At 66.2% G+C, this 12,750-nt stretch carries 11 protein-coding genes; 5 read left to right on the forward strand and 6 right to left on the reverse strand.

Annotated elements, in window-relative coordinates:
* Positions 1-46: 46 nt before the first annotated feature.
* Both R8G01_00405 and R8G01_00410 read right to left on the reverse strand, forming a co-directional pair.
* A complete protein-coding gene (locus tag R8G01_00405; protein MDW3212429.1) occupies positions 47-1,450 on the reverse strand; it encodes a recombinase family protein in 1,404 nt (467 codons plus the stop codon).
* A gap of 10 nt (positions 1,451-1,460) precedes the next feature.
* Positions 1,461-2,552, reverse strand: a complete 1,092-nt coding sequence (locus R8G01_00410; GenBank protein ID MDW3212430.1) for a DUF222 domain-containing protein — start codon at positions 2,550-2,552, stop codon at positions 1,461-1,463.
* Positions 2,553-2,911: 359 nt separating this feature from the next.
* On the opposite strand from R8G01_00410, the gene R8G01_00415 reads away from it, so the two are divergent.
* Together R8G01_00415 and R8G01_00420 are read left to right on the forward strand one after the other, a co-directional pair.
* On the forward strand, positions 2,912-3,955 hold the full coding sequence (locus tag R8G01_00415; protein MDW3212431.1) for a tyrosine-type recombinase/integrase: 1,044 nt from the start codon (positions 2,912-2,914) through the stop codon (positions 3,953-3,955).
* Positions 3,952-4,956 carry a tyrosine-type recombinase/integrase gene (locus tag R8G01_00420; GenBank protein ID MDW3212432.1) on the forward strand — a complete coding sequence of 335 codons (1,005 nt, stop codon included), beginning with the start codon at positions 3,952-3,954 and terminating at the stop codon, positions 4,954-4,956. The genes R8G01_00415 and R8G01_00420 overlap by 4 nt, the downstream gene beginning before the upstream one ends.
* Positions 4,957-5,191: 235 nt before the next feature.
* Here the strand turns inward: R8G01_00420 and R8G01_00425 are convergent, their stop codons facing one another.
* Positions 5,192-6,505 carry a hypothetical protein gene (locus tag R8G01_00425; GenBank protein ID MDW3212433.1) on the reverse strand — a complete coding sequence of 438 codons (1,314 nt, stop codon included), beginning with the start codon at positions 6,503-6,505 and terminating at the stop codon, positions 5,192-5,194.
* 565 nt (positions 6,506-7,070) lie between these two features.
* On the opposite strand from R8G01_00425, the gene R8G01_00430 reads away from it, so the two are divergent.
* Positions 7,071-7,562 carry a sigma-70 family RNA polymerase sigma factor gene (locus R8G01_00430; GenBank protein ID MDW3212434.1) on the forward strand — a complete coding sequence of 164 codons (492 nt, stop codon included), beginning with the start codon at positions 7,071-7,073 and terminating at the stop codon, positions 7,560-7,562.
* Positions 7,563-7,903: 341 nt separating this feature from the next.
* Positions 7,904-8,662 (forward strand): hypothetical protein, encoded by a 759-nt coding sequence (locus tag R8G01_00435; protein ID MDW3212435.1) that lies wholly within the window; start codon positions 7,904-7,906, stop codon positions 8,660-8,662.
* A 253-nt stretch (positions 8,663-8,915) separates the two neighbouring features.
* On the opposite strand, the gene R8G01_00440 is transcribed toward R8G01_00435, so the two are convergent.
* Together R8G01_00440 and R8G01_00445 are read right to left on the reverse strand one after the other, a co-directional pair.
* Positions 8,916-9,347 carry a MarR family winged helix-turn-helix transcriptional regulator gene (locus R8G01_00440; protein MDW3212436.1) on the reverse strand — a complete coding sequence of 144 codons (432 nt, stop codon included), beginning with the start codon at positions 9,345-9,347 and terminating at the stop codon, positions 8,916-8,918.
* 45 nt (positions 9,348-9,392) lie between these two features.
* Positions 9,393-10,043 (reverse strand): hypothetical protein, encoded by a 651-nt coding sequence (locus R8G01_00445; protein ID MDW3212437.1) that lies wholly within the window; start codon positions 10,041-10,043, stop codon positions 9,393-9,395.
* A gap of 198 nt (positions 10,044-10,241) precedes the next feature.
* Here R8G01_00445 and lepA point away from each other — a divergent pair, with 198 nt between their 5' ends.
* Complete coding sequence (lepA, locus tag R8G01_00450) at positions 10,242-12,026, forward strand: translation elongation factor 4 (protein ID MDW3212438.1); 1,785 nt, start codon at positions 10,242-10,244, stop codon at positions 12,024-12,026.
* A 27-nt stretch (positions 12,027-12,053) separates the two neighbouring features.
* On the opposite strand, the gene R8G01_00455 is transcribed toward lepA, so the two are convergent.
* Complete coding sequence (locus R8G01_00455; protein MDW3212439.1) at positions 12,054-12,662, reverse strand: biotin transporter BioY; 609 nt, start codon at positions 12,660-12,662, stop codon at positions 12,054-12,056.
* Positions 12,663-12,750: the final 88 nt, after the last annotated feature.

Raw genomic sequence — 12,750 nt, forward strand, 5'->3', positions numbered from 1 at the left:
TCGGGCGGTCCGTGGTGACGCGCCAGCGTCACGCGGACGCCGACCGTCAGACCCGCCAGACCAGACCGACCCTGTTCGGATCGAAGACGGGACTTCGTTTGTCGGTGCCAGCGATCACAGCGTGGTCCAGGACGGCTTTGACGATGGCGTGTTGCCGGGTGAGGTTGAGATCGACCCACTGAGCGCGTAGAGCATCACCGTCGCCGACGAATCCGGCCACGGCGTCGTTGCGGGTTGCTCGAGCCAAACGACGTTCGCCGTCTTGCATCCGGGCTTCGATCGGGTTCCGTGCTGCCATCCACTCGCGGGCGTTGATTTGTTTCGTCGCGTAGAGCTCTGCCAGTTCGTCGAGTTGCTCGCGGTCCTGGGCGACTGACTCGGCAAGTGCTGCGGTGTGTTCGTCCTGTGCTGCTCGCCCGGCGATCACATCAGCCATCTCCGGGGTGTCGAGCCGATACAACACCGCGTCGGCCACCAACTGTTCGACGGGGTCGGCCACGACTGTGAGTCGGCCACAACCACGATGGTCCGGCCCCGCCAGGCACACGTAGCGGCGGCTGTTCGCACGTCGCGACGAAAAAAGCGTGTGACCACACTTGCCACAGCGCAACATGCCAGTGAGCAGATACGACCTCGGGGCACGTCGCCCGCTGGTGCGTTTCTGCTCGATCATCGCCAACACCTTCGCATGCTCGACCTCGGTGATGATCGGCTCCCACACCGCTGTTCCGACAACGGTCCCATTGTGGGCGCGCAGACCCGCCATTCGTGGGTTGGCGATCATGTCGCGAATCGTCGTCGTGCGCCACGGTTTGCCATACACGGTCGTAATTCCCTGATCGTCCAGCCACACCGCCAACGACCGCAGACTCTCGCCAGCGAGGAACCGGGCCACCAGCGTCCGGACCACATCGGCCTCGTCGGGGCGATGCGTGACTCGATCCTCGTCGAACCCGAACGGTCGTCGTGATCCGCCATGAGGACGACCCTCGGCTGCGACCTCGACCATCTTGCGTTGAATCCGACGGCTCTTCGTCGCCGACTCGTTCGCTGCGATCGCCCCCATGATCCGCAACATGACCAGCCCGTCGCCGTCCGTCACGTCTACAGCTACACCCTGAGCAAAGCGCACATCACGGACGCCGGCGTCGCGAAGCAGCTCAACGAACTGCTCCAACTCCATCTGGTTCCTGGTCAACCGATCCTGGTGATACACGATCACGGCATCACGCACCCCGTCGCGCAGATCTTCCAGCATCCGCTCATACGCCGGTCGTCGTTTGCCGGAGTAGGCCGAGATGTCGTTGTCGACGTATTCCTCCGCGACCTTCCAGCCCTCGCGCTCGGCCACCGCGTGGCAGTCAGCCAACTGCCGTTTCACGCCGGCTGCGGTGCCCTCCTGGTCCGACGAGATGCGGGCGTACAGGGCTGCGGCGGTGGGCGTCGTCACCTAGGTGAGATTAACAGAGGTTGAGGTCGTCGAGGTCGGTGTTGCCGCCGTGCTGCCACGGGGTGGTGTGATGGATGCGGCAGTCGTCGATGCCGACGTTGCACCCCGGGAAGACACACGTCGCGTGCATGGCTTCGATGGCGGTCCGCTGCTCGGGTGTCGCCAGCCGTTTCGACCGACCCTCGTCGAGGGCGACGCCGGCACCATCGAGCACGACCGGGATGATGTCGGCCTCGCAGGCGAGGCGCCGCATCGTCTCGATCGGGACCGGCATTCCGGAGTCGGTCTCGCAGAGCGAACCGGCCGAGTCGGTCAGGTTGGCGAGGTCGACGTGGACGACGAGTCGGCCGTTGGTGCCCTGCCCGTCGGTCACCGCCTCGACGACGGCGTCGACGGTGAGTCGGTCCCAGGTGGGCGTGGGGCCGGCGGTCTGCTGCGACCGACGGCGTAGCCGCCCTCGGGCCGACTGGATGGCGGACCAGATGGCTCGGTCGGTGACCGGGTCGCACTCGATCAGGGTCTTGCACATCCCGGTGGTGGCGTCGGTCCAGCGGGTCACCTTCGACTGCGCCCGCTGGCGCTCGAGTTCGTCTTCGGCGGCCTGGGCGTTGTGCCGCGCCCGGATGCTCCTGGCGAGATCGCGACACCCTTTGCCGAACCGGTCGACGCCCTGCTCGCGAGCTTCGGCGAGCAGTGACTCGGCCTCGCCGACGAACTCGGCTCGCTCGACGTCGTCGAGGTTGCGGGTCGCGTTGGCGATCGCGTCGACGTGACCGGCGGTCACCGTGCCGCCGTCGAGCGCGTCTTCGAACGACGGCATCGAGGTGCACACCTCCTCGCGGTCGGCGGCTGCCTTGGCATCTTTCGACGACTGCCGGCCGTGGTCGGACAGCGCGTGCTCGGGTTGCGAAGCCCGGCCCTCGGCGGCCAGCTGCCGCTGGCGCCGGGTGGCTCGCACCTGGCGTGCGTCGCACCACGAACGGACCGTGGCGACGGCCTCCAGGTAACCCGCCAGCTCGTCGCTGTCGAGAACGTCGGGGTCGGTGTCGCGCACCGTGCTGAGTGCCCGGTCGATCGATCTCGTCTGATCGTTCGGTGGCATGGGTTCCTCCTTTCGATGAGGTGAAAGAAGGGGAAGTCGGTGAAACCCATCATAGTCGAACATGTGTTCGAGACACAAGGAAAACCTCCCGGAAATCGAGGTCTTTCGCGGTGAGTTCGGCCCCGACGGAGCGACGCAGAAGCGTCGAGGTCGACTCCCGACCCGGCCGCTGTGAGGTGTGACCTCGACATCACAAACCGTGCCGTTCGCGAGCGCGCATCTCGCAGGATCCAGGACGGGCTGAAGTCGTCGCGGCCTTGCAAGTATCTGGCGCTGCGCTTGGGTAGATATGTCGGTGATCCACCCGCCTGCTTGTTCCGTCGGTGACGATGGTGCAGCGGGCGTGATCGGAGGATCACATGAAGCCCATTTCGTTTCCGAAGCTGACGCTTCCTGACCCGGGTTCGCGCGTCGCCCCGACCCTCGGCCACCGGCTCGTCGACGACTATCTCGAGTCGGTGCATGCGCGGCTTCGACCGAACTCGACGTTGGCGGTTGTCTACGACTTGAAGGTGTTCTTCACCGTCATCGACGTCGACCCGCTCGACGTCCGACGCCGTCACGTGCTCGAGTTCATCCGCGTGCAGCGGACCGGTTCGGCCCATGCGACGGTGGTCCCGATGGACCAGTCCGACGGGTTGGCGTTGTCGACGATCCGACGTCGCCTGTCGACGCTCGCGGGGTTCTATGCGCACCTCGTCGCACTCGGAGAACTCGACCACAACCCGGTGCAGCGCGGCATGCCAGTGCGTGCCCCCGTGACCCGCGACCGACGTGTGATCCCACTGGTCCGACCGATCCGACACCTGCCACAGATCCTCGATCACGACGACGTGAACAAGTTGGTCGGAGCGCTCCGGAAGGAGCGGGATCGGGCGATGATCGACGCGATGCTGCTCGCCGGTCTGCGGCGTTGCGAAGTGCTCGGCCTGCGACTCCAGGACATTCGTTGGGGTGAACGCCGCTTGTTCATCGCTGACGGCAAGGGCGGCCATCAACGCATCGTGCCGATCTCGCCGCGCTTCTTCGACACGCTCCGCCGCTATCTGGACAACGAGCGACCGGCGGACGCGGAGACGCCGTTCGTGTTCGTCGTGTTGAAAGGACCCAACCGTGGCCGCCCGCTCACGGCGAAGGGGCTCGATGAGATCATGTTGGGTGCGCGCACGCGTGCCGGGCTCGAGCATGCGACGTGTCACGAGCTGCGCCACACCTGTTTCACCCGGCTCCGCGAGGCCGGCATGGCACTCGAAGCACTCCAAGCCCAAGCCGGTCACCGCTCGATCTCAGCAACGCAGATCTACCTGCACCTCGCCAACGATTGGCTCGCCGGCGAGTACATACGTGCAGCTCAAGCCGTTGATGCCCAGGCTGCACTCGGCCGCCAGGTCGTGGCGTCATGACCATGCTCGCGATCGAACACGAGCCCGTCGACGAGCGCTGGGCACGCATCGGCGCACACGCTCCGGTCCTCGCTGCGACTGCCCGCAGCTACATGGATCAGATTTCGGTGACCGCTCGACCGGGCACGATCAACTCGGTCGATGTCGCCTTGCGATTGTTCGCCAGCTGGATCATCGACCACGACCCCGCCGTCGTGTCGCTGCGACAGGTCAACCGTCGACACATCGAGCACTACAAGCTCTGGCTCGCCACCCGTGAGAACCAGCACGGCCAGCCGCTCAAGAAGTCGACGATCAATCTTCGGTTGTCGATGCTGCGCGTTGTCATCGAGCGGCTCATCGAATGGGACCATCCCGACACACCGACGAGGAACCCGATCATGTGGACCGACCTTCCCAAGATGGACGAGCCGCTTCCGAAGTTCCTCGACGACGACCAGGCCGCCAAGTTCATGGCCGCCGCAGTCCGACTTGATCCACAACGACGACTCATCGTCGAGATGCTGGCCCGCACCGGACTGCGCGTCACCGAGTTCTGTGAGCTCACCGACGACGCCATCGTGAAGATGAACGAGACGAACTGGCTGCGGGTGCCGGTCGGCAAACTCCACACCGATCGCTACGTCCCGCTGCATCCCTCGCTGATCGAGTTGCACCGGGACTGGCTGGCCTGGAACGGCCCGAACGACACCGGCCAGCTCATCTCGAACAAGGGCAGGCCACTGTCCGTCGACGTCGTTCGTCGCGTCGTGAAAGCCTGCGCCCGGATCGCCGGGATCGGCCACGTCCATCCCCACCAATTGCGTCACACGCTCGCGACGCAGTCGATCAACAACGGCATGAGCCTCGAAGCTGTGTCCGCGATGTTGGGGCACCGATCGATGCGCATGACCCTCGTCTACGCCCGCATCGCAGACCGCACCGTCGCCGACGAATACTTCGCCGCCGCCGACAAAGTCGACCAGCTCTACCAGACCCACTTGACAACATCACCGGCATAAGGGCCGATCTGCGGTGCGTGCTCGTCTGATGCGGCCGCGTTGCGCGGTCGGAGCACCGATGCCTGGTTTATCGAGTGCGCGTCGTGCGCTGACCCCGACGAGCAGAATGCCGGTTCCTGAGCGGCTGTAGCTGGCAGCGATGGCCGTCACTACGGGCGCCGGCACGCGCATGACCGGCGTGCTGATGACCACGACCATGGCTGGCGTCGAACGTGCGCGCATGCAGCGGCTCGCGTCAGCCGTAGCGGACGAGCTCTTCGAATGGGCCGATCGCCAGCCCGTCGCGGATCTCGCGATCGCCGAGCGGCGCGCCGAGCTCGATCGTCACCGCGGAGGGCGGGTTGCCGGGACACGGCTGTGTGCTGCCCTCGGGCGGGATCACGGCGAACGCGACTCGCACGGCGTCGTCCGTCTCGACCACCTGCGGGCCGAGGAGCTGGTCGCCCATCTCACGGCCGCCGGCACACCCGAACTCGGTGACGAGCAGGTGCAGCGCGGTGCTGTCAGGCGTCGGCGCCGGGCGATCGGGGTTGAGCTCCCACTCGACACTGTTCAAGCCGGGCGGCAGGACACGGCGGACATCGCAGTCGCTCGCGCCGGACAACCCCGACACCGCCCATCCGGCCCGGGTGAGCTCGAGCGGCACCAGCGTGAAGCTCGACCCGTTCGGCGAGATGACGGTCGCCCACTCGTCGGTCAGATCGAGCAGCCACCACTCGAGTTGGTCGGGGACGTAGGTGAAGTCGTCGGAACCCGACGCCTCGTCGATCGTGTCCTGGAGCTCGGGGAAGTCGGCGAGCGGGCGCAGCGGCTGGATCGCGCCGAGCGTGAACCGTATGCCGGCGCATTCGACGGCGGTGTCGGGCGGATAGGTGCCGTCGGCGCCCGGCAAGTCGATCACGTCGAGCGTCGAGCCGGGTTCGATCGCGGGCGGCAGATCGTCGACCACGGTCGCGTCGAGGCACGCCATTTCGACTGCCACGCGCTCGGCGACGGCGGCCGCGATGGCGCGCTGCTCGTCCGGGGTGACCGGCCTCGAGGCGTGGAGTTCGACCCGGATCCGGAGCCCTCCACCCGACGAACCGTCCACCGGCAGGTCCGGATCCTGGAGGAGCGGCGTCAACGCTTCCTGTGCGGCGAGCAGGTCGTCTTCGGTGAAGTCCACCTGCACGACGTCGAATGCGACGCCCCATTCGCCGATCGGCCGATCGTCCTCGATCGCAGGTCGCGGGTCGACGCCGACGTCGTCAGTCGGGCGGGGACGTCGTTCGGCGAGCGCGGCGCGGTGTGGAGCCGGGTCGTCCGTCACCGCCAAGACGATGGTGCCGCCGGCGTCGCGGTCGATCAAGATGGCCCCGAACACGTCGCGGTGCTCGTTGCCGTACGTGCGGACGACTCCCATGAAGATCTCGTCCGGGTTGGAGGAGCCAGCGAGATCGCCGAGCACGTCGGTCGTCACGTACGGCACGTCGGAGCACGCGACCAGCGCAGCCTCGCGCGATACGGGCGTACCGTCGCCGCCCGGCGACGACGTCGGCGGCTCGGACAAGGGCCCCGTGGTGGGTTCAGACGCCCCCGGTGATGCGGACGGGGGCGCGTCCGGCTCAGACGTTGACGCAGTTTCGGTGGCTGCAGGGCTCGCTGCGGTCGGGCCAGCATCGGTAGTCCGGTCGGCCGTATGACCGCAAGCGGCGAGCATGGTGAGGGCGACGATCGTGACGACCCGAGGCATGTGGTTCAGACGCTCAGCGACGCTCATCGGTTCCCACAGTCTCGCAGCTGTCACGAGCCTGCGATGCCAGCATCGTGAGAGGCTGACACGGCCCGGGCGACCGCACATACCCCACCGCTCGGCCCAACGGCACACCTCGAGCGTCGCGCCACGTGCATTGAAGCGCTTCTGCCCGGCGGGGCGCTCGGTATCACGATCACCGAACGTGGCCCGCGCCCGCCGGTGCCGTACCGCTCGAGCTGCCGGTTCCTGAGCTGGCGCCGTCGGTCACGCGCTGTGTCGACATGCGCTTCTCGACGGGGGCCGGGCGGTCATGAGGTGATGGCGTGGGCACACGTGGATTTGATGGAACCGACTCGGCCTCTGGGGCATCGTTCTTCTGATGGAGCGAGTGGAACCTGACAGAAGTCCAGCAGCGGCGCCAGATGGTGAGCGGTCATTCGACCTCTTCTACGAGGATGCCTGGACACGGAGCGTTCGGCTTGCGGCGTTGCTGACCCAGGACAGCTCGGTGGCCGAGGAGATCGCCCAGGACGCGTTCGTTGCAGTGATGGACCGCTGGTCGAGTCTCGACGAACCGGCCGGCTACCTGTATCGCTGCGTCACGAACGCGGCGATGCTGTACCACCGCTCAGCGGGCACGGCCCGACGAAAGCTCCTACTCGTCGGGATACCCGAACCCGCACGTCCAGAGTTCGATCACTTGGCTGATGCGGTCGCATCGCTCCAGTTTCGTCAGCGTGCCGTCATCGTTCTGCGCTACTACCTGCAGCTCAGCGAACGAGAGATCGCTGATGCGTTGGGCTGTCGACCCGGAACCGTCAAGTCGCTCGCCTCGCGAGCGCTGTCCCGCCTACACAAGGAGTTGTCATGACGACGAACCTGGACGAAGACCTGCGCACCTTGTTCGACGCGCAGACTCGGTCGCTCGGGCTGGGTGCCCGACCGGGTCTCGAACGATCAGTGGGTGCACGAACGTACAGTCTCGAACCAGACGCACCACGCACGGGACTGTGGTGGGCGGCAGCGGCAGTCGCAATCGTTGGGGTCGCTGGCCTCGTGTCGGCAGCCGCGGTGCGAGGCAACGACCACGAACCACCGTCGGTGAACCGACCGGGTCCGTCCTCGGTCCCTGCGGCTCCGCCGAGCTACCCATTGTTTGGCGGCGCCGCATCAGTGGACGCCACGGTCACCGCCGGCGAGTGGACGTCCGAGGTGTACGACCCACCAGTCCTGTACGCCACGCTCGGCCGAGTTGCAGACAATCGCGTCTCCGACATCGTGCACCTCACCATCGCGACGGTCGACACCCCTCAGTCGCCCATGACCGGCGCAGTACGTTCGGAGGAAACGGTCTCGGGCAAGGCCGTCACCCGCTACGCCGTGGACAGCCCCGAGCCGATCCCCGACACCGAGATCCTCGAGTGGAACGTCGGCGGTTTCCGGATCACGATGAACGATAATCCGGTCGCTGACCTTCTTATCGACGTACTGACGCCCGTGATCTCCAACGATCATCGTCGCTCGATCGAGCTACAGAATCCGTTAGCCAACCTGCCACCGGACTGGGAACTGCTCGACGAGCCCGCCGGATTCGACCGAGCGACAGGCCCCAACCTGTCCGCCACGACCGAAGACGGTTCGAGCGTGACACTGCACGTCTGGCCAACACTGATGATGTCCGGTTCGGATTGGACCATCGTCCAGATCGGCACCGAGCGAGCCTTCCTCAACCCACCTCACGAAGGCGTCAGCGACGTCGACGTCGCTGGCCTTGCGTGGCGAACCCCGAACGGCGACTGGGCAGTGCTGACCGGTGTCGGCGACCTCGCCCACCAACTCCAGACGGTGAGCGAAGACATCACCTGGGTCGACTACGACACCTGGCAAGACCGCTACGGACCAGTCGACAAAGACAACGAACCGCAGTCGTCCAGTCCCACCGAAACAACCACCGCCGGCACCGGTCGATAATCCCGGAGCGACAACCCCTTCTGCGCGCTCAGTACGGCACGTACGCGATCGGCCACCCGTCCGAGAATGTGCGCGGGGCCGCGGGTGAGCTGCTTGACGACTCTTCAGGCAGTGGCGTTGCAGGTGAGACGATGCCGCAATGGAACGATCGACATCAACGTCCTGCCCCTAACGGTTCAAGACGCCGACACCCACGAGATGAGAATGATCTTCTACCTCTCGTGCGAGCTCGGGCAGAGACTCTCGGCCGTGGCTATCTGTGCTCGTCTCGGATGGCGTCGACGGCGCGCAGGAGCTCGAGGAGCTGTTCGCGGACTGTCTGTGCGTGAGCACCGAGTCTCTCGTCGGTTTGGGTGAGGACGGGTGCGAAGAGTTCGCCGGCGTGTCGGTGGGCGGCGCGTCCTGCAGCACTGAGTTCGAGTCGGTACGACCGTCCGTCGTCGGCGTTGGGAGTGCGGGTGATGTGGCCGCGCCGTTCGAAACGCTTGACGTAGCTCGACACGGTCGTGGGCGCTGCTGCCATCCAGTGCGCGAGGTCCGACGGTGTCAGCCCTTCGCTCGTCGCCAACACGGAGTAGATCGCGAACTCGTCGGCGTCGAGACCGGACTCCTCGATTGCGGTGTCGATGAGTTGGTGAACGGCGAGAGACGAGCCAGGCCTCGAAGAGCACGTTGCTCGGTCCATGACCGATCGGGCGCTTGGCCGTACGCCCGTTGTCGCCGGTCTTGCTCATGATCCCGAGCCGACGAGTTCACGTTGGTCGGCAGGGTCGGATGCGACAGAGGTGTCGGTGTTCGCTCCGGACAGTCGGGCCGTGGCTGCCTGCACGACGATCGCTGCCACGGCGGCGAGGAGCAGGAGGCCTGCGGCCCACGAGGTGGTGGTCTTTGCTGCCGACGCCACACCGAGCAGGTGGGTCGTGGCGTTCGGGTCCGGGTAGCTGGTCAGTGCCAGCCAGGCGAGGATGTTCTCGAGGTAGTCGAATGCCATCGCCGCGAGTGGGAGAGCGGCGAGCCAGAGAGTCCGACCGGGCCGCGACGAGAGCCGTTTGATGGCGAGGCTCAGCGAGGAGGTCAGGAAGACGCCGATGATGGCCGGGTAGAAGATGTCGGCCAGTTGCATGTTCCGGTAGGTGTCGCGCCCGTTTGTCCCGCAGTCGTCGAGGAACCGCGTCACGCCGTCAGCAGAGGTGAAGAAGCGCATGTCGGGTGGAGCCTGGCCACACGCGGCCTCGACTTCGGGAATCGAGAACGGTGCTGACGACGCGAAGAACATCCAGGCGAACGGGACGAAGATCACCGCGCTCGCGATCCACAGCTTCCACGAGGCGAATCGAGCGACGAACGGCGTGCCAGTGGTGATCTGGGTTGATGACTTCATTGTGGTGGGCTCCCTTAATAATGCGATCTCGCAGTATATTACTGCGAGATCGCACTACATGTCAAGGATTGGATCCTTGACGGGAGATCTCAGGTTGGTGACATCGAGATCGCCCAAGAATGTGCTGCAACGCGAGGCTGAGCGAGAGGCCGAGGCCCGACAGGCCGACCGGCGGCGGCGATAGCCTGGGCGTCCGCCATGGACCTCTCCAAGATCCGCAACTTCTCGATCATCGCGCACATCGATCACGGCAAGTCGACGCTGTCCGACCGGATCCTCGAGATCACCGGAGCGGTACAGACGCGCGACATGAAGGCGCAGTACCTCGACTCCATGGACCTCGAGCGCGAGCGCGGCATCACGATCAAGGCGCAGAACGTCCGGGTCAACTGGAACGACCACGTGTTCCACCTGATCGACACACCGGGGCACGTCGACTTCGGCTACGAGGTCAGCCGATCGCTCGCCGCGTGTGAGGGCGTCGTGCTCGTGGTCGACGCCGCGCAGGGCATCGAGGCGCAGACCCTCGCCAACTGCTATCTGGCGCTCGAGAGCGATCTCGAGATCGTCGCCTGCCTCAACAAGATCGACCTGCCGGCCGCCGATCCCGACCGGTACGCGATGGAGATCGAGAACGTGCTCGGCATCCCTGCCGAGGACATCCTCAAGATCTCGGCCAAGACCGGCGACGGCGTGCCCGAGTTGCTCGACGCGATCGCCGAACGCATCCCGGCGCCCACCGGTGACGCCGATGCACCGCTCCAGGCGTTGATCTTCGACTCGCAGTTCGATCAGTACCGCGGCGTCGTGTCGTCGGTCCGGGTGATGAACGGTGTCATGGAGTCGGGTGCTCGCCTCCACTTCCTCCAGGCCGCCGCCGATCACGAGGCGCTCGAGATCGGTGCCCGCCAGCCGGTTCCGACGCCGCTGAAGGCGCTGGGTCCCGGCGAGGTCGGCTACCTGATCGCGGGCATCAAAGACGTCGGCGACGCCCGCTCCGGCGAGACCGTCACCACGGCCTCGAAGGGGTCCGCCGAGGCGCTGCCCGGCTACCAGGACCCGAAGCCGATGGTCTTCTCCGGCCTGTTCCCGATCGACGGCGACGACTTCGAGAACCTGCGTGACTCGCTCGGCAAGCTCAAGCTCAACGACGCATCGATCACGTACTCGCCCGAATCCTCGGGCGCACTCGGTTTCGGTTTCCGGTGCGGATTCCTCGGCCTCCTCCACATGGAGATCGTCAAGGAGCGGCTCGAGCGCGAGTTCGGGCTGGCCCTGATCGCAACGGCGCCGTCCGTCGAGTACCGCGTCACGCAGACCACCGGCGACGTCACGGTGGTGTCGAACCCGGCCGATCTGCCCGTGGTGCAGAAGATCGACATCATCGAAGAGCCGATCTTCAAGGTCTCGATCATCACGCCCAAGGAGTACACCGGCGCGCTGATGGACCTCTGCCAGAGCCGCCGCGGCGAGATGAAGCGGATGGAGTACCTGTCGCCCGAACGGGTCGAGCTCAACTACGAGGTCCCCCTCGCCGAGGTCGTCGTCGACTTCTTCGATCAGCTCAAGTCGCGCAGCCAGGGGTACGCCAGCCTCGACTACGAACTCGCCGGCTATCAGCGGGCGAACCTCGTCAAGGTCGACATCCTGCTCAACGGCATTCCGGCCGACGCATTCGCCACCATCGTGCACCGTGAGTTCGCCGAGGCGTACGGACGCCGGCTGTGCGAGAAGCTCAAGGAACTGATACCCCGCCAGATGTTCGACGTGCCGATCCAGGCCGCGATCGGCGGCAAGGTGATCTCGCGCGAAACGGTCAAGGCGCGCCGCAAGGACGTGACGGCCAAGTGTTACGGCGGCGACATCAGCCGCAAGCGCAAGCTGCTCGAGAAGCAGAAAGAGGGCAAGAAGAAGATGAAGTCGATCGGGCGGGTCGAAGTGCCCGGCGACGTGTTCATCAACGCCCTCAAACTCGACGACTGAGCCGCCGCGAGCCGTCGGGCGTCGTCCTCAGCGCTCTTCGATGAAGCGCCAGACGGCGGGGAACAGCAGTCCGGCGGCGATCATCTTGACGAGGTCACCGGCGAGGAACGGACGGACGCCCAGCGCCCAGGCGCTGCTCTCCCCGCCGAACATCGGCACGCCGATCACGTGGGCGAGCCACATCGCTCCGACCGTGTACAGCACGACGTTGGCGAGCAGCACCGCCGTGACGAAGGGGACGACCTCGCGGTCGCGGCCTCGGTCGGCGGCGAAGCCCACCATGGCGGCCATCAGGGGGTAGCAGACGAGGTAGCCGCCGGTGGCGCCGGTGAAGTACGACCAGCCGCCGTTCCAGTCGGCGAAGAACGGCAGTCCGACGGCGCCGGCGACGACGAACAGGCCGGTGGAGGCGACGCCCCGTCGAGCGCCCAGTGCCCCACCGAGCAGCACGGCGCCGAACGTCGCCAGGTTGATCGGGACGGGGGTGAACCCCAGCGGGATCCGAATCTGCGAAGCAGCCGCCATGAGCAGCGCGCCGCTCACGACAAGGAGCAACGTGCGGTCGCGCAGGGCCGGAACGATGTCGGCCAGGAGGGGTCGGACGGGGCGCGGCAGCGGGGCGATCAGTTCAGACATGTGGGGGCTCCGTGGGAGGTCGAAGGGGTACGCGAGGACCGTAGCAAAGCCGGGCCGGGGCGGCCGAGTACGGCGGGGTCGGGAAGGG

The sequence above is a fragment of the Ilumatobacteraceae bacterium genome, assembly GCA_033344875.1.
Taxonomy (GTDB): domain Bacteria; phylum Actinomycetota; class Acidimicrobiia; order Acidimicrobiales; family Ilumatobacteraceae; genus Ilumatobacter.